At 69.6% G+C, this 22,557-nt stretch carries 18 protein-coding genes; 6 read left to right on the forward strand and 12 right to left on the reverse strand.

Annotation, left to right across the window (positions count from 1 at the left end; all coding sequences use genetic code 11):
* The first annotated feature begins 184 nt into the window (after window positions 1-184).
* The 6 genes from DEFCA_RS0111245 (at window position 185) to DEFCA_RS0111270 (ending at window position 8,480) form a co-directional block, all read left to right on the forward strand.
* Window positions 185-1,159 (forward strand): ABC transporter ATP-binding protein, encoded by a 975-nt coding sequence (locus DEFCA_RS0111245; RefSeq protein ID WP_025323118.1) that lies wholly within the window; start codon window positions 185-187, stop codon window positions 1,157-1,159.
* Window positions 1,156-1,920 (forward strand): ABC transporter permease, encoded by a 765-nt coding sequence (locus DEFCA_RS0111250; protein ID WP_025323119.1) that lies wholly within the window; start codon window positions 1,156-1,158, stop codon window positions 1,918-1,920. Before DEFCA_RS0111245 ends, DEFCA_RS0111250 begins: the two co-directional genes overlap by 4 nt.
* Window positions 1,921-1,923: 3 nt before the next feature.
* Window positions 1,924-3,477 carry a GldG family protein gene (locus DEFCA_RS0111255; RefSeq protein ID WP_025323120.1) on the forward strand — a complete coding sequence of 518 codons (1,554 nt, stop codon included), beginning with the start codon at window positions 1,924-1,926 and terminating at the stop codon, window positions 3,475-3,477.
* Window positions 3,478-3,603: 126 nt separating this feature from the next.
* Complete coding sequence (locus DEFCA_RS0111260) at window positions 3,604-4,977, forward strand: DUF4340 domain-containing protein (RefSeq protein ID WP_025323121.1); 1,374 nt, start codon at window positions 3,604-3,606, stop codon at window positions 4,975-4,977.
* Between the two features lie 123 nt (window positions 4,978-5,100).
* Window positions 5,101-7,500 carry a Lon protease family protein gene (locus tag DEFCA_RS0111265; protein WP_025323122.1) on the forward strand — a complete coding sequence of 800 codons (2,400 nt, stop codon included), beginning with the start codon at window positions 5,101-5,103 and terminating at the stop codon, window positions 7,498-7,500.
* The gene (locus DEFCA_RS0111270; protein ID WP_025323123.1) at window positions 7,497-8,480 is read left to right on the forward strand and encodes a DUF3187 family protein; all 984 of its coding nucleotides are present in this window, start codon (window positions 7,497-7,499) and stop codon (window positions 8,478-8,480) included. Before DEFCA_RS0111265 ends, DEFCA_RS0111270 begins: the two co-directional genes overlap by 4 nt.
* A gap of 169 nt (window positions 8,481-8,649) precedes the next feature.
* On the opposite strand, the gene DEFCA_RS0111275 is transcribed toward DEFCA_RS0111270, so the two are convergent.
* The 12 genes from DEFCA_RS0111275 to glmM all read right to left on the reverse strand — a co-directional run bounded on the left by DEFCA_RS0111275 (window position 8,650) and on the right by glmM (window position 22,484).
* Window positions 8,650-10,074, reverse strand: a complete 1,425-nt coding sequence (locus tag DEFCA_RS0111275) for a radical SAM protein (RefSeq protein WP_025323124.1) — start codon at window positions 10,072-10,074, stop codon at window positions 8,650-8,652.
* A 142-nt stretch (window positions 10,075-10,216) separates the two neighbouring features.
* Window positions 10,217-10,954, reverse strand: coding sequence for a rhomboid family intramembrane serine protease (locus DEFCA_RS0111280; RefSeq protein WP_025323125.1), 738 nt, complete (start codon window positions 10,952-10,954; stop codon window positions 10,217-10,219).
* Window positions 10,951-12,558, reverse strand: a complete 1,608-nt coding sequence (gene cimA, locus DEFCA_RS0111285) for a citramalate synthase (RefSeq protein WP_025323126.1) — start codon at window positions 12,556-12,558, stop codon at window positions 10,951-10,953. The genes DEFCA_RS0111280 and cimA overlap by 4 nt, the downstream gene beginning before the upstream one ends.
* Window positions 12,559-12,728: 170 nt before the next feature.
* Window positions 12,729-13,760, reverse strand: a complete 1,032-nt coding sequence (locus DEFCA_RS0111290; protein WP_025323127.1) for an IS630 family transposase — start codon at window positions 13,758-13,760, stop codon at window positions 12,729-12,731.
* 742 nt (window positions 13,761-14,502) lie between these two features.
* The gene (locus DEFCA_RS0111295) at window positions 14,503-15,738 is read right to left on the reverse strand and encodes an aspartate kinase (protein WP_025323128.1); all 1,236 of its coding nucleotides are present in this window, start codon (window positions 15,736-15,738) and stop codon (window positions 14,503-14,505) included.
* A gap of 4 nt (window positions 15,739-15,742) precedes the next feature.
* Window positions 15,743-17,146 (reverse strand): dihydrolipoyl dehydrogenase, encoded by a 1,404-nt coding sequence (gene lpdA / locus DEFCA_RS0111300; protein ID WP_025323129.1) that lies wholly within the window; start codon window positions 17,144-17,146, stop codon window positions 15,743-15,745.
* Entirely contained in the window at window positions 17,133-17,648 is a 516-nt protein-coding gene (gene tsaE / locus DEFCA_RS0111305) for a tRNA (adenosine(37)-N6)-threonylcarbamoyltransferase complex ATPase subunit type 1 TsaE (RefSeq protein ID WP_025323130.1), read from the reverse strand. Before tsaE ends, lpdA begins: the two co-directional genes overlap by 14 nt.
* A complete protein-coding gene (locus tag DEFCA_RS0111310; protein ID WP_025323131.1) occupies window positions 17,645-18,100 on the reverse strand; it encodes a CBS domain-containing protein in 456 nt (151 codons plus the stop codon). The genes tsaE and DEFCA_RS0111310 overlap by 4 nt, the downstream gene beginning before the upstream one ends.
* Window positions 18,101-18,342: 242 nt before the next feature.
* Complete coding sequence (locus tag DEFCA_RS0111315; RefSeq protein WP_051463239.1) at window positions 18,343-19,947, reverse strand: bifunctional ADP-dependent NAD(P)H-hydrate dehydratase/NAD(P)H-hydrate epimerase; 1,605 nt, start codon at window positions 19,945-19,947, stop codon at window positions 18,343-18,345.
* A 28-nt stretch (window positions 19,948-19,975) separates the two neighbouring features.
* A complete protein-coding gene (locus tag DEFCA_RS0111320; RefSeq protein ID WP_025323133.1) occupies window positions 19,976-20,392 on the reverse strand; it encodes a holo-ACP synthase in 417 nt (138 codons plus the stop codon).
* The gene (locus tag DEFCA_RS0111325) at window positions 20,389-21,120 is read right to left on the reverse strand and encodes a pyridoxine 5'-phosphate synthase (RefSeq protein ID WP_025323134.1); all 732 of its coding nucleotides are present in this window, start codon (window positions 21,118-21,120) and stop codon (window positions 20,389-20,391) included. Before DEFCA_RS0111325 ends, DEFCA_RS0111320 begins: the two co-directional genes overlap by 4 nt.
* On the reverse strand, window positions 21,117-22,484 hold the full coding sequence (glmM, locus tag DEFCA_RS0111330; protein ID WP_025323135.1) for a phosphoglucosamine mutase: 1,368 nt from the start codon (window positions 22,482-22,484) through the stop codon (window positions 21,117-21,119). The genes DEFCA_RS0111325 and glmM overlap by 4 nt, the downstream gene beginning before the upstream one ends.
* Between the last annotated feature and the right edge of the window lie 73 nt (window positions 22,485-22,557).

Below are 22,557 nucleotides of genomic sequence, written 5' to 3' on the forward strand. Positions count from 1 at the left end.
GGTTCGGCTGGGAAGGTCTCTCATCGTTTTCTAATACGCGACTAATGCCTTCCTAAAGTTGAGGTGACATCTTGAGGGGCCGGTTCTTTTTTCGCGGGATTCCGGCAGTGGCGACGTGGGGTTGCCGGGCCGCCCGCCGCTCTCCTTATTCCCGGGTCTGGTGTGGACATCTGAGGAGGACGTCATGATCCAAGCCGAGAACCTCACCAAGTACTACGGGGATGTGCGCGCCCTGGACGGCGTGTCGTTCCACGTGGAGCGGGGTGAGATCGTGGGGCTCCTGGGGCCGAACGGCGCCGGGAAGACCACGGCCATGAAGATTCTCACCTGCTTCATGCCCCCCACCTCGGGAACGGCGCGGGTGGCCGGGCACGACATCTTCGAGCAGCCGCTCCAGGTCAAGCGCAACGTGGGGTACCTGCCCGAGGAGCCCCCGGTCTACCCGGAGCTCACGGTCCAGGAGTACCTGTCGTACGCCGGCCGGCTCAAAGGGCTCGGGGGTGCGAACCTCAAGCGGGCCATGGGCCTGGCCATGGAGAAGTGCGGGGTGGACCACGTGGCCCGGCGCCTGATCGGAAACCTTTCGAAGGGGTACCGCCAGCGGGTGGGCCTGGCCCAGGCTCTCCTGCACAACCCGCCGGTCCTGATCCTGGACGAGCCCACCGTGGGGCTCGACCCGGTGCAGATCCTGGAGATCCGGGCTCTCATCAAAGACCTGGCCCAGGAGCACACCGTGATCCTCTCGACCCACATCATGCAGGAGGTCGAGGCGGTGTGCGGCCGGGTCATCATCATCAACGAGGGCCGGATCGTGGCCGTGGACACGGCCGACAACCTGCGCACCCAGATGGGCACGAGCCGCAGGATCCTGATGCGGGTGGCCCGGCCCGGTCAGGACCTGGTGCAGAAGCTCATGGCCCTGGACGGGGTGTTGGACGTGGAGGCCGAGGACGACGGCCGTGTGCGCATCGAGAGCCAGCTCGACCGGGACGTGCGCGAGGACGTGGCCCGGGTGGCGGTGGAGAGCGGCGCCGGCCTGCTCGAGCTGACCGGGGTGGCCGTGAGCCTGGAGGAGGTGTTCCTGAAACTCACCACTGAGGACGTTCCGGCCGCCCTTGCGGACGAGGCGGCCCCCAGCGCGGCGGAGGGAACGGCATGAGCCGGGTGCTGACGATTGCGGGTAAGGAACTTCGAACGTACCTGGTCTCGCCCATGGCCTGGGTGGTGGCCACGGTGTTCCTGGGGATCAGCGGGCTTCTGTTCTACAACATCATCACCTGGTACAGCATGCAGAGCTTCCAGCTCATGCGCATGCCCCAGATGGGCGGGCACGTGAACGTGAACCGCATGGTGTTCCAGCCCACCTTCCAGAACATGGCCGTGACGCTCCTTCTGCTGGTGCCCATCGTCACGATGCGGCTGCTGGCCGAGGAGAAGCGCAATCGCACGGCCCAGCTCCTGTTCACCTCGCCGGTGCGGCTGGGCGAGATCGTGGCCGGCAAGTTCCTGGCCGCGGTGGCCCTGCTGGGGGGCATGCTGCTCCTCACCGTGTACATGCCGCTCCTGGTCTGGGCCTACGGCACCATGGACTGGGGCCCGATCTTCTCGGGGTACCTCGGCATGCTGCTCCTGATCGGCGCGTTCGTGGCCATGGGTCTGTTCGCGTCGAGCCTGACCGAGAACCAGATCATCGCGGCGGTGCTCACCTTCGGCATCCTGCTGGTCTTCTGGCTCCTGGGCTGGGCGGCCGAGCTGGGCGGAGACTTCGCCAAGGTGTTCGAGCACCTGTCGATCATCACCCATCTCGAAGGGTTCCTGAAGGGGGTGGTCGAGGTGAAGGACGTGGTCTACTACGTCTCGGTGGCGGCCTTCGGGCTGTTCCTGACCCACCGGGTTCTCGAGTCGAACCGCTGGAGGTGAGCCATGGCAACCGAGCTTCGCCCCCGGGCGACCATGAAGGTTTCGAGTAAGGTGGCAGGCATCGTCGGCGCGCTGTTCGTGCTGGCGAGCCTGTTCGTGACCGAGTACTACCCCACCCAGAAAGCCCTGCTGTGGATCCTGGGCGTGGTGGGCGGGGCGGCGCTGCTCTTTTTCTTCGTGGCCGAGCGGCGCCTGCTGGTACGGGCGCCCGGAACCCGGGCCGCCCGGCACGGGGCCAACGCCTTGGCCATCACGCTGGCGTTCCTCGGCATCCTGGTGATCGTGAACGTGCTGTCGATCCGGCACAACGAGAAGTGGGACCTGACCGCGCAGAAAATCTACACCCTGTCGGACCAGACCCTGAAGGTGCTGAAGGGCCTCGACAAGGACGTGACGGTCACGGCGTTCTTCTCGGACGGCTCCGAGGAGCGGGCCAAGATCAAGGACCTGCTCGACCGGTACGCGGATGAGACACCGCGGCTGAAGGTGAAGTACGTGGACCCGGACAAGAACCCGGCCCTGGCCCACCAGTACGGGATCCGCCAGTACGGCACCACGGTGTTCGAGGCCGGCTCCAACACCCACCGGATCACCGAGGTCAGCGAGGAGGCCCTCACGAACGCCCTGGTCAAGGTGACCCGCGAGGGCAAGAAGACGATCTACTTCCTCACGGGCCACGGCGAGCACTCCATCCAAGACACCCAGCGCTCCGGTTACCGCGAAGCCAAGAAGGCCCTGGAGGACCAGGGGTTCGCGGTCAAGGAGCTGCTCCTCCTGAAGGAGGGCGAGGTGCCCAAGGACTGCGACGTGCTAGTGGTGGCCGGGCCCACCAAGCCGTTCCTCGACAAGGAGATCGAGGCGATCCGCACGTACCTGGACGGCGGCGGCAAGGTGATGGTGCTGCTGGATCCTCAGGTGGAGACCGGTCTCGAGCCCCTGCTCGAGGCCTGGGGCGCCAAGCTCCGGGACGACGTGGTCATCGACACCATGAGCCGGCTGTTCGGCGGCTCCTACACCACGCCGATCGTCACCGAGTACCCCAACCACGAGATCACCCGGGAATTCCGGCTGGCCACGTTTCTGCCGATGGCCCGGAGCGTCGACCGGGCCAAGAGCCTGCCCGAAGGGGTTCGGTTCCAGCCGATCGCCCGGACCTCGAGCCAGGCGTGGGGCGAGACCGACCTGTCGAACCCCAAGGCCTCGTTCGATCCGGGCCAGGACTACCGGGGCCCGCTCACGCTGGCCGCGCTGCTCGAAAAGACCCAGGGCAAGGGAGACGACAAGACCGAGTCCCAGCTGCTCATCGTGGGCGACTCGGACTTCGCGGACAACACCTACTTCAACTTCTCCGGCAACGGGGACCTGTTCCAGAACATGGTCAGCTACCTGGCCAAGGAGGAGGACCTGATCTCGATCCGGCCCAAGGACACCAAGCCCCAGCCCCTGGTGCTGAGCCGGGCCCAGGCGGCCACCCTGTTCTATGCCAGCGTGGTGGTGGGCCCCGCCGCCCTGGTGCTGGCCGGCCTGGGAATCTGGTGGCGCCGCCGGAACCTGTAGTTCAGGGGGCGAGCGTCGGAAGACGGGCGAACAGAACCAGCCCCCTCTTCCCTCGGGGGGAGAGGGGGGCTCCTAGCCTCCCAGCCTTCTAGCTTTCCAGCTTTCCAGCTGTCGAGGGGATCCGCCATGCGCTTCAAGAGCACCTGGATCGTGATCGGCATCTTCGCGGCCCTGGCCGCGTACCTCTACTTCGTGGACCAGCCCCGGTACGAGGCGAAGCAGGAGGCCGAGAAGAAGGAGGGCCTGCTGTTCCCGGACCTGGACACGGACAAGATCACCGAGCTGGTGATCGAGCGGGGCGGCAAGACCGCCCGGGTCAAGAAGGGCGAGGACGACAAGTGGTTCCTGGTCGAGCCGGTGGAGGACCGGGCCGACGACGGCCGGGTGCGCACCCTGCTGTCGGACCTCAAGAACATGAAGGCCAAGAAGGAGGTGGCCCCGGCCGACGCCGAGTTGGAGCCGTTCGGCCTGAAGGAGCCCGAGGCCGTGATCCGCACCAAGGGGGCCGAGATCACCCTGGCCGTGGGCGCCAAGAACCCGGTGGGTGACGCCCGGTTCGTGCGGGTGGACGACGGGCCGGTGCACGTGGTCCAGAACTACGCCCTGTCCGGGTTCCTCAAGGACGTCTCGGACCTGCGCAACAAGGACGTGCTGGAGTCGTTCTCCTGGACCCGGCTCGAGGGGGTGACCATCCGGCCGGCGGACGGGTCCGTGGTGCGCCTGGTCAAGAAGGACGAGCGCTGGTACCTGGAGGAGCCGTTCCAGGCCGAGGCCGACCCGGACGAGGCCGACAAGGTCACCGACAAGCTCCGGTGGGCCCGGATCAACCGGTTCCTGGACCCGTCCCAAAAGGACGCAGACGAGAAGCTGGCCAAGGGGATTCGGGTGGAGCTCAAGCAGGAGGGCCAGGCCGACCCGGTGGTGGTGGAGATGGCCGAGGTGGACGGCCAGGTCTGGGCCCGCACCGAAGGCCGGAACGCGCTGTTCACGATCAACAAGGACGTGTACCAGGCCTTCCGGGTAGACCCCGAGAAGCTGCGACGCACCAAGCCGGTGCTCACCAAGGTGTGGAAGGTGAAGAAGCTCGAGCTCGCCATCGACGGCGAGACCCTGCTCTACGAGAAGGACGCCGGCAAGTGGAAGCGCGGCGGAGCCGAGATCCAGGACGCCGAGCGCCAGAAGCTCGACGCCCTGCTGCGCGCCTTCGAGAACACCCGGGCCGACGAGGTGATCGGATCTCCCGGTGAGGCCTCCCGGTACGGCCTCGACCAGCCGGCCTACACCGCCACCCTGACCCATACCGGGGACAAGGTCCAGGAGCTGGTGGTCGCGGAGAAGGACGGGAGCGTGTACGCCCAGGCCGGGTCCGACGGCCCGGTGTACAAGATGCCCAAGACCTACCTCGACGCGGCCCGCACCCTGCTCGAGGCGGCCAAGGGCACCCAGGAAAAGGCGACCGCCTCGACCGAGAGCGCCTCGGAAGGGGGCGCAAAGGAGTGACCCCGGGCTTCCCCCCCTCCCTCCTGAAGCCCGCCGCGCCCAGCGGCGGGCGTTTTTCTTGGAAACGGCCGGCGACGAGCCGGTACAATGGCGGACCGTTTTCGCCACCGAAGGAGCCGACGGATGGTCAAGCCCCTGGCACCCGAGCAGCTTAGGAAACGCGTCGATCCCGGGGAGTTCCCGTTCGAGACCACGGCCGAGCTGCCGCCCCGCCGCAGGCCCCTGGGCCAGGACCGGGCCGTGCGGGCCCTGGAGTTCGGCCTGGAGGTGGAGAGCCCCGGGTACAACATCTTCGTGCTGGGCCCCCCGGGCGCGGGGAAAAAGACGACCGCGCTCGCGCTGGTGGAGGAGGTGGCACGGTCACGGCCGGCGCCCGGGGACTGGGTGTACGTGTACAACTTCGCGGACGAGGAGCGGCCCCGGGCCATCGAGCTGCCGGCCGGCATGGGCGAGGCGTTCCGGGCCGACATGGAGCGGCTGGTCCAGACCCTACGAACCGAGATCCCCAAGGCCCTGGCCGGCGAGGGGTACGAGCGGGAGAAGAGCGCCATCCTGAAGCGGGCCCAGGATCGCAAGGCCCAGGCGTTCCGGGAGCTGGAGTCCCTGGCCAACGAGCGCGGGTTCCTGGTGCAGCGAAGCGCCGAGGGGCTGGCCCTGGTGTACACCCACGAGGGGTCCCCCGTGAGCCAGGAGGACTTCGAGAACCTGCCCGAGGACGAGAAGCAGGCCGTGCGGGAGGCCCGGGGGGTGCTCCAGGCCAAGCTCCGGGAGACCATCGAGCGGGTGAAGGCGATCGACCGGGAGGCCAAGACCGAGGTCGAGGCCCTGGAGAAACGGGTGGCCCTGGCCGCGGTGGGCCACGAGATCGAGGCCCTGGTGCAGAAGTACCAGTCCCACCCCGGGGTGGTGGAGCACCTCAAGGCCGTGGAGGCCGACGTGGTGGAGAACCTCGACGAGTTCCGGTCGGGGGCGCCGGAGCCCCAGGGGCTGCCGTTCCCGTTCCGGATGCCCGGGGTCGAGGCCCGGGTGCGGCGCTACCAGGTCAACGTGCTGGTCAACAACCGGGACCTGGAGCACGCGCCGGTGGTGTACGAGTCGAACCCCACCTACCACAACTTGGTGGGCCGCATCGAGCACTACGTGCAGCTGGGCGCGTTCGTGACCGACTTCACCCTGATCAAGCCCGGCGCATTCCACCGGGCCAACGGCGGGTACCTGGTGCTCGACGTGCGCGACGTGCTGCTCAACCCCTTCGCCTACGACGCGCTCAAGCGGGTCCTGAAGGACCAGCAGATCCGCATGGAGGAGATCGGCGAGCAGTTCCGCCTGATCTCCACCACCACCCTGAAGCCCGAGCCGATCCCGGCCCGGCTCAAGGTGGTGCTGCTCGGGACCCCCTGGCTCTACTACCTGCTGCAGCGCTACGACGAGGACTTCCTGAAACTGTTCAAGGTCAAGGGCGAGTTCAGCGAGGACATGGAGCTCAACGAGGACAACCGCATGGCCTACGCCTTCCTGGTGGCGAGCCATGCGGCCGAGGAGGGGCTGCTGCCGTTCCACCGGGACGCGGTAGCCCGGGTGGTGGAGCACGGGCTCCGGCTGGCCGAGCACCAGTCCCGCATGGCCACCCACTACCTGGAGATCACCGATCTGGTGCGCGAGGCCAACCACTGGGCCCGTAAGGACGGCGCGGACACGGTGCGGGCCGAGCACGTGGCCCAGGCGATCCGGGAGAAGGTGTACCGGTCCAACTACCTGGAGGAGTGGATCGGCCGGCTGATCGCCGAGGGCACCCTGATCGTGGAGACCGAGGGCACGGCCGTGGGTCAGGTGAACGGCCTGTCCGTGTACGACCTGGGGGACTACTCCTTCGGCAAGCCCTCCCGGGTGACGGCCAAGATCTTCCTGGGCAAGGAAGGCCTGGTGAACATCGAGCGGGAGAGCGAGCTGGGCGGCCGCATCCACAACAAGGGGGTGCTGATCCTCCAGGGCTTCTTCGGATCCCGGTACGCCCGGAGGTTCCCGATCTCGTTCGCGGCGAGCCTGTGCTTCGAGCAGTCCTACGGAGGGATTGAGGGGGACAGCGCCAGCTCTGCCGAGCTGTTCGCCCTGATCTCGGCCCTGGCCGAGATCCCCCTGCGCCAGGACCTGGCGGTGACCGGGTCGGTCAGCCAGCAGGGCCAGATCCAGGCCGTGGGCGGGATCAACGAGAAGATCGAGGGGTTCTACCGGACCTGCAAGGTCAAGGGGCTCACCGGCACCCAGGGGGTGATCATCCCCAAGGCCAACGTGCCCCATCTGATGCTCGACCCCGAGGTGGTCGAGGCGGTGGATGCCGGCCGGTTCCACATCTACCCCATCGAGAACGTGGACCAGGGCATGGAGCTGCTCACCGGGCTGCCGGCCGGCGAGCTCACGGCTTACGGCACCTACCCGGAGGGCACCGTGAACGGCAAGGTCATGCGCAAGCTCGAGCGCCTGGCCGCCCTGTGGCGCCGGATCCACAACGGCGAGGAGACGTGAGGCCTCTCCGGCGGCTGCTCGCCGCGGGCCTGGTCCTGGCATGGGTCGCTCCGGCCCGACCCGCGCCGCCGCCCCGACCGTTCCCCGGAGTGAACCGCAGCCCCCTGGCCGGCCTGCACGCCCCCCTGCCCCCCCAGCCCTCCGATCTGCCGGCCGAGGGGCGCGTGCGCCTGCGCCTCACGGCAGAGGCCGCGAGCCACTTCACCTGGGACGACCGCGGCGGCGAGAGGGTCCGGTTCGACGGGGAGACCCAGGTCGTGCGCCTGGCCGCGGCCCGGGGCCTGGGTTGGGGCGAGGTGGGAGCGGAGATCCCGGTGGTGGCCCACAACGGGGGGGTGTTCGACGGGTTCATCGAGGGGTGGCACCGGTTCTTCCACCTCCCCCAGGGGGGACGGGACGAGGCTCCCCACGGGCTCCTGGAGTACCGGTACGAGGAGGGCGGCGGGGTCCAAAAGGAGCTGGACGGCCCGGCCTGGGGGCTGGGGGACGTGCGCGTGTGGGCGGGCCGGGAGATTCCGGCGCCGGCCGGGGCCGCCGGGGCGCTGCGGGGGTGGATCAGTCTGCCCACGGGACGGGCGGACGATCTGCTGGGCTCCGGATCGGTTCAGGGGGGCATCCGGATGGACCTGGCCGGACGGGTGAGCCCCCTTCGGGCCGGATGGTACGCCGGCGCGGCCGCCTGGGCCGGCACCCCCGGCCGGGTGGTTCCGGAGCGGCGCCGACCGTGGGGGATCGGCGGCACCCTGGGGGCGGAGTGGTCTCCGGCGGACCGGGTGGTGCTGCGGGTGCAGCTCGATGCGGCCACGCCGGCGTACCGGAGCCCGCTGGTGCCGGTGGGAGCGGGATCCCTCCAGCTCTGGACCGGGGGGGCGCTCCGGCTCACCCCGTCCGCGTGGCTCGACCTGGCCGTGGGCGAGGACGTGGCCGTGGGCACGGTCCCGGACGTCACCTTCCTGGCGTCGGTGCGGTGGGAGCCCTGACCTTCAAACGTATTGCCAGGGTGCGGGGCAAGGGACCTGCCTCCGGCCGGGCGCGAAGCCGGGCATGAGATTCGCCGCGCAGGCACGGGACCGAAGGGCTGGCTTCACGACAACTCTGTGGAATCCTAACCATTTCGCAGTCCGAGCGTCAGAGGCGCTGCGCGGCGAGCTAAGGGGCCGCGCCCGGCTCTCCGACAGGTCCCTTGCCCCTCCGAGCAGGGAGCGATAGCGCCTGTTTATCCTCCGGGGTAATAGTAATGGCCCCGGCCAGGGCCTCCCGGGCCCAGGGGAGCTGGTCCACCAGGGGCCGGTCGAAGCACTCCCTGGGCCGGTTGAAGTAGCCGAGCTCCAACCGGGGAAACCGCTGCTTCAGGCGCCGGGCGAGCCCCAGCAGGCCGATCCCGTCGTCCCGACGCCGGAGGCGGGGGGGCAGGTGGTCCAGGTACAGGCGGGGATCCAGGGACAGGTTGCGCAGGTGGACCATGTGGAGCCCCGTCTCGTCGATCAGGCCCTCCAGGGCCTCCACCTCCTCGGGCAGGTCGGACACCCCGGGGAACACCAGCAGGTTCAGGGCCGTGTACAGCCCCGCATCCACCGCCGTCCCCACCGCCTCGCGCACCTGGTCGAACCGGAACCGGCGGGGCCGGTAGTAGGCGTAGTAGGTCTCGGCCACCGCCGAGTTCAGGCTGATCCGCACCGAGTCCAGCCCGGCCCGGGCCAAGGCCCGGAGGGCCTCGGGCCGGCTACCGTTGGTGTTCAGGTGCACGGTGCCCCGGTCGGTGCGGTCCCGGAACGCCCGCACCGCCTCCTCGATCCGAGGGGCCACGGTCAGGGGCTCGCCCTCGCAGCCCTGGCCGAAGCTCACGATGCCCCGGTCCACCCGCTCCAGGTGGGGCACGGCCACCTCCACCAGCTCCTGCACCGAGGGCACGAACCGGATCCGCTCCTGGCTCGCGGGGCAGCAGTCGGCCGGCTGGAGGCTGATGCAGCCCACGCACCGGGCGTTGCACGACGGCGCCGTGGGCAGGGGCGCCTCCCACCGCTCCATGAACAGATTCTTGGCCGCGAAGCAGTGGTACTCCAGGGCGCACCGGCCCAGGTGGCGCAGGAGTCGGTTCCTCCCCTCCCGCCGGAGCCGGGCCTCGACCCGGGGAGCGATCTGCCGGTCGTCGTAGTGGCGGGTCTCGGAGTGGGTCATGGGGTCCACCCGGAAGGCGGCCGCCACCATCCGGCCGTCCTTCCAGCCCACGGCCGCGTAGGCCCACAGGGGCAGGTACCGGTGGCACCCGTAGTCGGGGCTCCTTCCGCGGGGATAGGCCACGGCCGGCAACCGGGTGCGGGTGTAGCCCGCCTGGAGCATGGCGGCCACGGCCCGGTACCGCCAGAGCACCCGGGGCCGCCCCGCGTCCGGATCCCACCCCACGGCCTGGGTTTCGGGCAGGAAGAACACCTTGGTCCCCTCGGGCACCGGCACCAGCTCCTCGTCCGGCACCGGCCCCCACCGGTCGCCGGACTGACCGGCCAGGGCGAGCCCGGGCCACTCCAGGATCTGCCCTTCCTCGTCCGCCACCAGAAGCCGCGCGCTATCATCCATTTAAGTCACTTCGGTCGTTGGTCGAAAGTTCGCCCCGACATCGGAGCCGAGGGGGCAAGGGGCCTGGTGGAGCGCTCGCCCGCCTAACTGGCGGAGCCCCCCAGAGATCCTAGCCTCTAGTCTCTAGTCTCTAGCTCCCCCCTCACCAGTACTCGTCCACCCGCTCCCACGGCGAGCGCAGGGTGGGGCGGGAGCCCCGGGGCCGCCGGGGCTTGCCCCCGCCCAGCACGAACACCGTTGCGGCACCGGCCACGAACCCGCCCACGTGGGCCCACCAGGCGATCCCCCCCGCGCCGCCCGCCGCCACCGAAGCGGTCCCGCTCAGGAACTGGAGCAGGAACCACAGCCCCAGAAAGAAGTACGCGGGAAGCTCCACGAAGGTGAAGAAGAAAAAGATCGGCAGCAAGGTGAGCACCCGGGCGGTGGGGTAGAGCAGGAAGTAGGCCCCCATCACCCCGGCGATGGCGCCCGACGCCCCCACCGTGGGCACCGGGGAGCCCCAGTTGAAGAACAGGTGGAGCACGCCCGACGCCAGTCCGCAGAACACGTAGAACACGGCGAACCCGACGTGGCCGAACCAGTCCTCCACGTTGTCGCCGAAGATCCACAGGGTCCACATGTTGCCAAGGATGTGGAGGAACCCGCCGTGGATGAACATGGAGGAGAAGAAGGGGATCACCTGGGCCACGGGGCCGAAGTGGACCCGCACCAGGGGGTCCGAGTACCGGGCCGGCACCAGGCCGTAGTGCATGAAGAACCGCTGGAGCCCGGTGGGGCCGAGCCTCAGCTCGTACAGGAACACCAGGGCGTTGAGCGCGATGATGGCGTAGGTGACGTAGGGGGTGCGCCGATGGGGGATCGTGTCCCGAATGGGGATCACGGGTCACCTCCCCGGACGGGGGCCTGCACGAGCCGCCCGGACTCCTGCTCGCGCATCAGCTTGAACTCGATCGAGTCCACCAGGGCCTGCCACGACGCCTGGATGATGTTCTCGCTCACCCCCACGGTACCCCAGGTGTCGGTGCCGTCGGTGGACTCGATCAGCACCCGCACCTTGGACTCGGTGCCGCCGCCCGAGGTGAGCACCCGCACCTTGAAGTCCACCAGCCGCACCGTACGGATCACGGGGTAGAACTTCTCCAGGGCCTTTCGGAGAGCCGCGTCCAGGGCGTTGACCGGCCCATTGCCCAGGGCCGCCGTGTGCTCGCTCACCCCGTCCACCCGCACCAGGATGGTGGCCTCGGCGATCGGCTCCTCGTCCTCCTTTCGTTTCTCGTCGATCACCCGGAACCCCACCAGGTCGAAGAACTTCCGGTGGCGGCCCATGGTCTTCTTCAAGAGCACCTCGAAGCTGGCCTCGGCCCCCTCGTACTGGTACCCGGCTGCCTCCAGGCTCTTGACCCGGTCGAGCACCCGGCGGGCCAGCTCGCTGCCCTCCTCCAGGGGAATCCCCAGCTCCTGGGCCTTGGACAGCACGTTGGACCGGCCGGACAGGTCCGAGACCAGGACCCGCTGCACGTTGCCCACCAGGGACGGATCGATGTGCTCGTAGGTCAGGGGGTTGCGCCGCACCGCGGACACGTGCACCCCACCCTTGTGGGCGAACGCGCTGTCGCCCACGAACGGCTGGTGCTTGTCGTGCTGGAGGTTGGCCAGCTCGTCCACGAACCGTGACACCTGCCGGAGGTTGCGCAGCCGGTCCATGGACACGCACGACCGCCCCATCTTGAGGACCAGATTGGGGATGATGGAGATCAGGTTGGCGTTGCCGCAGCGCTCCCCGAACCCGTTCACCGTGCCCTGGACGTGGCTCACCCCCGCGGTCACGGCCGTGAGGCTGTTGGCCACGGCCAGCTCCCCGTCGTTGTGGCAGTGGATCCCGAGCACCGCATCGGCGAACCGGGCCCGCACCTCGCCCACGATCCGGCCCACCTCCCAGGGCATGGACCCGCCGTTGGTGTCGCACAGCACGACCACGTCGGCGCCGCCCCGCACGGCCGCCTCCAGGGTGTCCAGCGCGTAGCCGGGGTTCGCCTTGTACCCGTCGAAGAAGTGCTCGGCGTCGTACACCACCTCGCGGCCCTGGGACTTCAGGTAGGCCACCGAGTCCTCGATCAGCTCCAGGTTCTCCTCCAGGGAGATCCGCAGCGCCTCGTCCACGTGCAGGTCCCAGGACTTGCCGAACACCGTGACCACCGGGGTCTCGGCCTCCACCAGGGCCTGGATGTTCACGTCGTCCTCGGGCGCCACCCCGGGCCGGCGGGTGCTCCCGAACGCCGTGAGCTTGGCGGTGCGCAGCCGGAGCCGCCGGGCCTCCCGGAAGAACTGAATGTCCCTGGGGTTGGACCCGGGCCACCCGCCCTCGACGTAGTGGATGCCCAGCTCGTCGAGCTTCTCGGCGATGCGCAGCTTGTCCTCCACGGTGAACGAAATGTCCTCGGCCTGGGTCCCGTCGCGCAGCGTTGTGTCGTAGATCCGGATCATGGTCGTCCTTGCTGGGAGCCTCGGCTGGAAGGCGAATGACTTCGGTCGTCGGTCTTCGGTCTTCGGTCCACGGTCGTGGGCCGGGCTTTGGGCCCCCTGGGGGGCTCAAAGGCTAGAAAGCTGGAAAGCTAGCCCGCATTACTAATACCTACAAAAGTATTGCCAGTTCCCTACGCGGCGTATCGGCAACTTGGGGCCAGGAAAAACCCTCGAATCTTGTCTGGCATCCGCTGCAACGAGCGCAGGGCGGAGAGGACCCGAGCCTTCAGGTCCTCCTTCGATTGCACCAACTCACGGGCCACTCGCCGCTTCACCTGCGACCACACCAGTTCGTCTGGATTGAGTTCCGGCGAGTACGGCGGAAGGAAAAACAGCGTGATCTTCCCGTCCATCTCCTCCAACAACTCCCGAACCCTTTTGGCACGGTGAATCGCATGCCGATCCACGATCAGGAAGATCTTCTGCTCCACCCCGGCGGCCAACCGCCTCAAGAACGTGCAAAACACCTCCGCCGTCACCGTACCCTCGTGCACCATGAACCGAAACTCACCCCGAGGGCTCACGGCCGAGAGCATGTTCACCGAAAAGCGCTTCCCCGTCGCCTTCACCACCGGCGTGCGCCCCGCCTCCGCCCACGTGTGCCCCTTGTGGTAGTCCGACCGGATCCCAGACTCGTCCGCAAAGAAGATCAGGGCGTTCTCCTTGCGCGCCCGTTTGCGGATCTTCGGGTACTCCTCCTCCCGCCACTTCTCCACCAAGGCCGGGTTCTGCTGGTACGCCCGGTGAAGCGGCCTCTGCGGCGTGAACCCCAAGGCCCGCATCACCCGCCCCACCGAGACTTCGCTCAACCGAACCCCAAACTTCCAGCGGATCAACTCTCGAATCATGCCCAACGTCCACAGGGCAAACGGAAAGCTCATCTGCTGCGGGTTCTTGTCTCGGACCGTGTGGGCGATCCATGCCATCTGCGCCGCCGTCAGCTTCGGAGGTCGACCCGTCTTGGGCTTGTTTCGAAGCGCCTCCTCGCCCCCGTAATGGAAGCGCTCGATCCAGCGGTAGATCGTCCGCGGATTGATGTCCAGGGTCTTGGCGAGTTGCTCAGGGCTGACCCCTTCGCGCACCTGGCGCACCACCCGGATGCGCAAGGCTTCCTGAGCTTTTTTGTCGAGCGATCGGTTGTCTGTTCTCCGTTTACATTTCATGCGCTCATACTAGCACATCCGGCAATACTTTTGAAGGTCTTAGTATTCATGAGCGTTCGTCGCGAAACCGTCGAGTGTGCGTCAGATCGGGGCAAGCACGAGCGCCGAGGGGCGCAGGCGTACTGGACGGTACGTCGAGCCCCGAGGCGCGAGCACGCCCCGAGATGGCGTGCAATCGGCGGTTGCAGCAGAAGGCTTCATGAATAATGCGGGCTAGAAGGCCAAAAGGCGAAGAACCTCTTTTTCTCCATGGTGGTTGCCGGCCCCCCAGAGGGGCAAAGGGCCCCCGGGCTTTGACCGCCGGGTCGGAAGCCAGTTGGAAGTAGACAGGGAACGGATCCCGTCCTCTGACTTCTGTCACCTGAATTCTGGCAAAGGGCGGAACCGTCGTCCCCGGATACGCGTGCGGGCGGATACGCGATCCGCCCGCTCCGAGCCGTTCCTTCCGCCCCGCGGAATCATACCAACTTGAGTTCAACGCTATCGGACCCCTGAACGGTGGGGCAAGGGGCCTGGTGGAGCGCCGGGCGTGGCTCCTACCGTCGCTGCATTCGGCACTCAGCCGATGCCTGCTTCACGATGATCCCGAGAGTGCCTTGTCAGGGTTCGCTGTTCCAACGCCCAATGAGCACCAGGGCTGAGTGCCGAATGCAGCGTACGTCGGATGCTGCACTCACGCACGGCCGGAATCAGGCCTCTTGCCCCGGTCCCCGGATCATCTCTGTTTGAACGCAACTTGGATTCAGGCGTTCGCGCCGTTCTCCCGGTCGAGCCCGAACGCGCTGTGGAGCACCCGCACCGCGAGCTCGGTGTACTTCTCTTCGATCACACACGACACCTTGATCTCGGAGGTGGAGATCATCATCACGTTGATGCCCTCGCGGGACAGGGCCTCGAACATCTGGGCAGCCACGCCGGCGTGGCTGCGCATGCCCACGCCCACGATGGACACCTTGGCGATGCCCGTGTCCGCCTCGACGTGGGTGGCCCCCAGCTCCTCGGCCACCGGCTCGATCACGGCCAGGGCCCGCTTGAGATCGGCCTTGGGCACCGTGAAGGTCATGGAGGCCCGGTCCCCCTCCCCCACGTCCTGGACGATCATGTCCACCACGATGTTTCGCTCGGCCAGGGCACCGAAGATCTTGGCCGCGATGCCCGGCCGGTCGGGAACCCCCCGCACGCTCACCTTGGCCTCGTTGCGGTCGTAGGCCACCCCGGCCACCACCACCTGTTCCATCTCTTCGCTCTCCTCCACCACCCAGGTGCCCTCGTCGTCCGAGAACGAGGAGCGCACGTGAATCGGCACCCCGAACTTCTTGGCGAACTCCACCGACCGGATCTGGAGCACCTTGGCGCCCACGCTCGCCAGCTCGAGCATCTCGTCGTAGGAGATGCGCTTGAGCTTCCGGGCCCGCTCGCACACGTTGGGGTCGGTGGTGTACACCCCGTCCACGTCGGTGTAGATCTCACAGGCGTCGGCCCCCAGGGCCGCGGCCACGGCCACGGCGCTGGTGTCCGAGCCCCCGCGGCCCAGGGTGGTGATGTTGCCCGTGGCCGGATCCACCCCCTGGAACCCGGCCACCACCACCACCTTGCCCTGGTCCAGGGCCCTTCGCAACCCCTCGGTCTCCACCTGGGAGATCCGGGCCTTGGTGTGGGACGCGTCCGTGAGCACCCGGCACTGGAACCCGGTCATGGACACGGCCGGCACGCCCATGGCGTTCAGGGTGATGGCCAGCAGGGCGATGGTGACTTGCTCGCCCGTGGCCAGCAGCACGTCCAGCTCCCTCTCGTCGGGCAGCTCGGCCAGGTCGTGGGCCATCTGGAGCAGCCGGTCGGTGGTTCCGGCCATGGCCGACACCACCACGACCACGTCGTGCCCCTCCTCGCGATACCGGGCCACCCGCCGGGCCACGTTGCGGATGCGGTCGAGATCCCCGACCGACGTGCCGCCGTACTTCTGGACCACCAGCGCCATCGGTCTACTCCCGACGACGCCGCGCCATGCGGTGGATCGACAGCCCCATGGTGTCCTCGCTGGCCTCCAGCACCACCTCGCTGATCGTGGGGTGCACGTGGATCGTGGTCACGATGTCGCCCGGCGACGCCTCCATGCGCATGGCCACGGCCACCTCGCCCACGATGTCGGAGGCGTGGGCCCCCACGATGGTGGCCCCCAGGATCCGGCCCGTGTCCTCGTGGGACAGGATCTTGATGAACCCCTCGGGCTCGCCCATGCACAGGGCCTTGCCGCTGGCGCCGAAGGAGAACCGGCCCACCTTGTACGGCACGCCCTTCTCTTTGAGCTCGGCCTCCTTGGCCCCCACCGAGGCCACCTCGGGCCGGGTGAACACCGCGTAGGGCACGATGGAGTAGTCCATCCAGTACTTCTTGCCCAGGCTGTTGTGCATGGCCACCAGGGCCTCGCTCGTGGCCACGTGGGCCAGCTGGTACTGCCCCACCACGTCGCCCACCGCGTACACGCCGGGCACCGAGGTCTCCATCTCGTCGTTCACCACGATCCGGCCCCGGTCGTCCACCTCGACCCCCAGGTCCTCCAGGCCGATGCCGCTGCTGGCCGGGATCCGGCCCACCGCCACCACGGCGTAGTCGCCAACCACCGGGTCTCCGTCCTCCAATGCCACGGCCACCTCCTCGCCGCGGGTCTCGGCCCCGGCCACCCGCACGCCCGTGCGGATCTCCACGCCGAGGGTCTCCAGGCTCCGCCGGACCGTGCGGGACGCCTCCTTCTCCTCGGTGGCCAGGATCCGGTCCAGGGCCTCCAGCACGGTGACCCGGCTCCCGAACGCCGCGAAGATGTAAGCGAGCTCGCAGCCGATCACGCCCCCGCCCACGATCACCAGCCGCCGGGGCAGGGTCTCCAGGTCCCACACGGCGTCGGTGGTCAGGATCCGGTTCCCGTCGGGGGTCAGGCCGGGGAGCCCGGCCGGCCGGGATCCGGTGGCCACGATCACGTTGCGGGCCCGAACCACCCGGCTCGACCCGTCGGGCGAGCGCACCTGGATCGCGTCGGGCGCGGTCAGGGTGCCCCGGCCCTGGATCAGGTCGACCCCGTAGCCCTGGAGGAGCTTCTGAACCCCGCCGACCAGGGTGCCCACCACCCGGTTCTTCCGGGCCACGCACGCCCCCATGTCGAACCCCTCCAGGGAGGCGCGCACCCCGAACTCGGCGCCGTTTCGCACGGCGAGCACACGGGCGGCGCTCTCGTAGAACGCCTTGGAAGGGATGCACCCCCGGTTCAGGCAGGTGCCGCCCAGGCTCGCCTCCTCGACCACGCACACCTTGGCCCCCAACTGCCCCCCGCGAATCGCGGCCACATACCCGCCGGGCCCACCCCCGAGCACCGCCACATCATAGCTCTCCATCGACAACCTCCCTCCGCAGAAGCGCCGCCGCCCGGGCCGAGACCTCCCGGAGTACGGCCGTACTCGATGCCCCGGAGGCTGAGAACTCCAGGGTGCGTTCCGTTTCCCCCGGCCCCTGCCACCGCAGGCGGACCAAGAGCCGATCTTCCGGAAATTCCGTAAGAAAAAGGTCGGGCCATTCTACCACGCACACGTCGGCCCCATACAACACCTCGTCGAGCCCGGCGGCCGCCAGGTCCTCGGCCTGCCCCAGGCGGTACAGGTCCAGGTGGTGGAGCCGCAGCCGGCCCTCGTACACGTTGTGCAGGGTGAAGGTGGGGCTCGTGACCCGCTCCCACCGGGGGCACCCGAGCCCCCGGGCGATCCCCTTGGTCAGAACGGTCTTGCCGGCGCCCAGATCCCCGGACAGCCCCACCACCAGCCCGGGCACGGCCGCCCAGCCGATCGCCTCGCCCAGGTCGAGGGTTTCTTCGGGCCCCAGGGACCGGAACTCCGCCCTCATCCTCCGCCCATGGCCCGGATCACGTCCACCTTGCCGATCACGCCCACCACGTTGCCCTCGTCGTCCAGCACCGGCAGGGTGTGGATGTGGCGTTCCGCCATGATCTGGGCCACCTCCTCCACGGGGGTGTCCTCACCGACCGTGACCGGGTCGGAGGTCATGATCTCCTCCACCGTGGTGGCCGCCATGCGACGGAGCTCCTCCTCGAGCTTCCGGGAGCTGCCCAGGAAGATGACCGCGTCGAACAGGGCGATGGTGGTGGGGATGTGAAGGCGCTGGTTCTGGTGGATCAGGTCGCTCTCGGTCACCACGCCCCGGAGGGTTCCGTCGGCGTCCACCACCGGAAACCCGCTCACCCGGGTCTCGGTGAACAGCCGGGCCAGGTCTTTGAGGGACGTTTCGGGGGTCACCGTCCGGACCTCCCGGGTCATGATGTCACGGGCTCGCTTCATGGGGATCTCCGAGGAAAAGGCGGTCTTTGGTTGTTGGGAGAACGGTCTGGGGTCGTCGGTCGGGCCTTCGGCCCGCTGGAAGGCTCAAAGGCTGGAAAGCCAGAAGGCCGAAAGGCCCCAAAAACCTCTTTAGCATCTCTCAGCGCTGCGCCGGAGGCAGATCCCTTGCCCCCCGATGAAGCGGGCCTCCTTTGCCGCCGGGCTAATCGTTTTCCGGCTCGATCGTGGGGTCGACGGCTGCCTCACTTTGGGCACAACCCGGTCTCGGTCGTTCTGCCGAGGGCCGGGAAGAGCCGGTCGTCGGGCGGCGGGGCCGTGGGGGCACCGGGCAGGGCCTCCAGGGCCTCCGGCAGCCGGGAGGCCAGGTCCCCGGCCAGGCGCCCCTCCATGCCGGAGGCCGCGGCCAGGTCTCCGGCCACCGCATGAACCCAGGCTCCCAGCCGGGCCGCATCGAACGGCCCCAGGCCCCGGGCCAGGAACGCCCCCACCACGCCGGCCAGCACGTCGCCCGTTCCGGCCGTGGCCATGCCCGGGTTCCCGGCCGGCACGAGCCACACGCGCTCCCCCGGGGCCGTGACCAGGGTGGCCGCGCCCTTGAGCACCACGGTCGAGCCGGCGCGGCGGCACAGCTCCCGCGCGGCCCCGACACGGTCGGCCTGGATCTCGGCAGTGGAGGCCCCCAGGAGCCGGGCCGCCTCCCCCGGGTGGGGGGTCAGGACCCTTGCGGGCCCCAGCTCCGGCAGCCCCTCGGCCGCCAGCAGGTTCAGGGCGTCCGCGTCCAGCACGACGGGACACGCCGCAACGGCCAGGAGCGCCCGAAGGAGGGCCGATGCACCGGAAGACGTGCCCATGCCGGGCCCCACCACCCAGGCGTCCGGACGGCCCGCCGACACCGAGGCCCACGCCTCCTCCGGCCAGTCCGGGCCCTCCCCCACAGGGTGGGTCATCACCTCCAGGGGCAGCCGGGCCTCGATCCCCAGCCCGCCGGGCGCGGCCACGGTTGCCAGCCCCGCACCGGCCCGGAGCGCCCCCAGGGCGGCCAGCCCGGGTGCCCCGGTCTTGCCCCGGCTTCCGCCGACCACCCACACGTGGCCCATGCGCCCCTTGTGGGCGTCCGGGGGCCGCCGGAGCCTTCCGGCCAGGTCCTGGGCCTCCAGCGCCACCAGGTCGGCGTCGACCCGGTTCACCCCGGCCGGCGGGATGCCGATGTCCACCACCACCAGTTGCCCCCGGAGGGCCGCGCCGGGGAACAGGAAGTGCCCCCGCTTCGGCCAGGCGAAGGTCACCGTGACCGCGGCCTCCACCGCAGCGCCCCGCACGGCGCCCGTGTCCGAGTCGACCCCCGACGGGATGTCCACGCTCACCACCGGCGCCGGCGCCTCGTTCATCCAGGCCACTGCCCGGGCCGCCATCCCCCGCACCTCGGCCCGAAGCCCGGTGCCCAGCACCGCGTCCACCACCAGGGCGGCCGCCCCCACGATCCGGGCGGCCTCGGCCTCGCCCCCCTCCGACACCTCGACCATCCGCCCTCCGGATCCCCGGAGCGCCTCGAGGTGCACGGCCGCGTCTCCGCGGACCCGGTCCCGGCTCCCCAGCAGCAACGCGGTCACGTCCACCCCGCGGTTGCGGAGGCACCGGGCCACCACGAACCCGTCGCCCCCGTTGTTGCCCCGGCCGCACACCACGACCACCGGCCCCTGGCGCAGGCGTGGGCCGAACCGCTGCCACAGGGCGCGCACCACCCCCCGGCCCGCGGTCTCCATGAGCACCGGCCCGGGCACCCCCACCTCCCGGATCGTCCAGGCGTCGAGCGCCCCCATCTCCTCGGCCGTGAGCAGCTCGATCATGTCGGTCTCCGGTCGTCGGCCTGGGGCCTCAGGCCCCTGATCCCTGAACCCCGGGCCCCGCGTCCGCCTCCTCCCCCTCGAGCACCGCGAACGCCAGGGCCAGGCCAGCGTCGTGGGCGAGGCTCAGGTGCACCCGCCGCACCCCCAGCGCCAACGCCCGCTGGTGCGCCACGCCGTGGAGCCTCGCGGCCGGGGGACGGCCCCGGCCCCCCACCACCTCCACGTCGGTCCACCGGGCCCCCGAGGCCCATCCCGTGCCCAAGGCCTTGAGCACCGCCTCCTTGGCCGCGAACCGGGCCGCCAGGGACTCGGCCGGCAGGATCCCCCCGGGCCCCCGGCACTCGGCCGGGGTGAACACCCTGCGCAGGAACCGCTCGCCGTGGCGCTCCACGGCCCGGGCAATCCGGGCCACGGGCACCAGGTCCGTGCCGACCCCACGGATCACCGCCGGGCCGCCTCCTCGGCCAGGATCTCCTTCATCTCGGCCACGGCCGCCTTGAGACCCACGAAGATGGCCCGGCCCACGATGGCGTGGCCGATGTTGAGCTCCTCCACCTCCGGAATCCGGGCCACGGGCCGCACGTTGCGCACGTTGAGGCCGTGGCCCGCGTGCACGGCCAGGCCCTTGTCGGCGGCCAGGGCCGCGGCCCGCCGGAGCCGCTCCAGCTCCTGCTCTGCCGCGGGCGTGCCCCAGGCCTCGCAGAAGGCTCCGGTGTGCAGCTCCACGGCCCGGGCCCCCGTTCGGAAAGCCGCTTCCACCTGGCCGGGATCCGGGTCGATGAACAGGCTCACCCGGATCCCGGCCGCGGCCAGAGCCTCGACGGCCCGGCCCACGGTCTCCGGCTGGCCCGCCACGTCCAGCCCCCCCTCGGTCGTCACCTCCTCCCTCCGCTCCGGCACCAGGGTGGCCGAGTGGGGCCGGCGGTCGGTGGCGATGGCCACCATCTCGTCGGTCACGGCCATCTCCAGGTTCACGGGCACGCTGGCCGTGGCCAGCACCCGGTCCAAATCGTGGTCCTGGATGTGCCGCCGGTCCTCGCGCAGGTGCAGGGTGATCTGGTCGGCTCCCCCCAGCTCGGCCAGCACCACGGCCCACACCGGGTCCGGCTCCCGGATGCGCCGGGCCTGGCGCACGGTGGCCACGTGGTCGATGTTCACGCCCAGGCGGATCATGCCGCCTCCTCCTGCCCGATCTCCCGGTGCACGGCCTCGCAGATCTCGTCCGCCAGGGCGTGGATGCGATCCTCGTCGTCCCCCTCGACCATCACCCGGAGCTTGGGCTCGGTGCCCGAGTACCGCACCAGCACCCGGCCGTCCCGTCCCAGCTCCTCCTTCGCCGCCTCGATCGCCCGACGGGCGGCCGGCAGCTCGTCCACCGGCCGTTTCTCCCGCACCCGCACGTTCTTCAGCACCTGGGGCACGGCCTCCATCACCCGGGCCAGCTCGGACAGGGGCCGGCCGGTGCCCACCACCACCCCCAGGAGCTGGAGCGCGGCCAGCACCCCGTCGCCGGTGGTGGCGTGGTCCAGGAAGATCAAGTGCCCCGACTGCTCGCCCCCGAAGTTGTACCCGTCACGGCGCATCCGCTCCACCACGTACCGGTCGCCCACCTGGGTCCGCACCAGGTCCAGCCCCGCCTGGGCCAGGGACCGCTCCAGCCCCAGGTTGCTCATGACCGTGGCCACGACCGCCCCGCCCTTGAGCCGGCCCCGCTCCGCCAGGTCCCGGGCGCAGATGGCCATGATGTGGTCGCCGTCCACCTCGTTACCGTGCTCGTCCACCACGATCACCCGGTCCGCGTCGCCGTCCAGGGCGATGCCCAGATGGGCCCCCCGGGCCCGCACCTCGTCGGCCACGCACTCCGGGTGGAGGCTGCCGCACCCGGCGTTGATGTTGGTGCCGTCCGGCTGGACCCCGATGGGGATCACCTCGGCCCCCAGCTCCTCGAACACCGCCGGCGCCACCCGGTAGGCCGCGCCGTTGGCGCAGTCCACCACGATCCGGATCCCCTCGAGGGTGAGCTGGGACGGGAAGGTACCCTTCAGGTACACCACGTACCGGCCCACCGCGTCGTCCACCCGGAACGCCTTGCCCACCTCCTCCGCCGTGGGCCGCACGTGGTCGAGCTGGCCGTTGAACACATGGGCCTCGATCTCGGCCTCCACCTCGTCGGGCAGCTTGAACCCGTCGCGGTCGAAGAACTTGATGCCGTTGTCCTGGTACGGGTTGTGGGAGGCCGAGATCACCACCCCGGCGTCGGCCCGCATGCTCGAGGTGATGAACGCGATCCCCGGGGTGGGCAGGGGGCCCACCAGAAGGATGTCCACCCCCATGGAGCAGATGCCCGAGGCCAGGGCGTTCTCGAGCATGTAGCCGGAGAGCCGGGTGTCCTTGCCGATCACGATCCGGTGGCGCCCCTCTCTGCGCTCCTTGAACACGTGGGCCGCGGCCCGCCCCACCCGCACCATGGTCTCGCTCGTCATGGGCTCCACGTTGGCAACCCCGCGGATCCCGTCCGTTCCGAACAGCTTTCGCACCATCGCCCCATCCTCCTGGTAAAAGGCGGCCCTTGGTCGTTGGTTGCCGGTTGTTGGCGTCCGGGCGCCCCGG

Source organism: Deferrisoma camini S3R1 (genome assembly GCF_000526155.1).
GTDB lineage: Bacteria > Desulfobacterota > Deferrisomatia > Deferrisomatales > Deferrisomataceae > Deferrisoma > Deferrisoma camini.

Bases quoted from the DNA above. Each gene is read 5' to 3' on its own strand.
- DEFCA_RS0111245 (WP_025323118.1), top strand. From the start codon at position 185: ATGATCCAAGCCGAGAACCTCACCAAGTACTACGGGGATGTGCGCGCC.
- DEFCA_RS0111250 (WP_025323119.1), top strand. From the start codon at position 1,156: ATGAGCCGGGTGCTGACGATTGCGGGTAAGGAACTTCGAACGTACCTG.
- DEFCA_RS0111255 (WP_025323120.1), top strand. From the start codon at position 1,924: ATGGCAACCGAGCTTCGCCCCCGGGCGACCATGAAGGTTTCGAGTAAG.
- DEFCA_RS0111260 (WP_025323121.1), top strand. From the start codon at position 3,604: ATGCGCTTCAAGAGCACCTGGATCGTGATCGGCATCTTCGCGGCCCTG.
- DEFCA_RS0111265 (WP_025323122.1), top strand. From the start codon at position 5,101: ATGGTCAAGCCCCTGGCACCCGAGCAGCTTAGGAAACGCGTCGATCCC.
- DEFCA_RS0111275 (WP_025323124.1), bottom strand. From the start codon at position 10,074: ATGGATGATAGCGCGCGGCTTCTGGTGGCGGACGAGGAAGGGCAGATC.
- cimA (WP_025323126.1), bottom strand. From the start codon at position 12,558: ATGATCCGGATCTACGACACAACGCTGCGCGACGGGACCCAGGCCGAG.
- DEFCA_RS0111290 (WP_025323127.1), bottom strand. From the start codon at position 13,760: ATGAAATGTAAACGGAGAACAGACAACCGATCGCTCGACAAAAAAGCT.
- DEFCA_RS0111295 (WP_025323128.1), bottom strand. From the start codon at position 15,738: ATGGCGCTGGTGGTCCAGAAGTACGGCGGCACGTCGGTCGGGGATCTC.
- lpdA (WP_025323129.1), bottom strand. From the start codon at position 17,146: ATGGAGAGCTATGATGTGGCGGTGCTCGGGGGTGGGCCCGGCGGGTAT.
- tsaE (WP_025323130.1), bottom strand. From the start codon at position 17,648: ATGAGGGCGGAGTTCCGGTCCCTGGGGCCCGAAGAAACCCTCGACCTG.
- DEFCA_RS0111310 (WP_025323131.1), bottom strand. From the start codon at position 18,100: ATGAAGCGAGCCCGTGACATCATGACCCGGGAGGTCCGGACGGTGACC.
- DEFCA_RS0111315 (WP_051463239.1), bottom strand. From the start codon at position 19,947: ATGATCGAGCTGCTCACGGCCGAGGAGATGGGGGCGCTCGACGCCTGG.
- DEFCA_RS0111325 (WP_025323134.1), bottom strand. From the start codon at position 21,120: ATGATCCGCCTGGGCGTGAACATCGACCACGTGGCCACCGTGCGCCAG.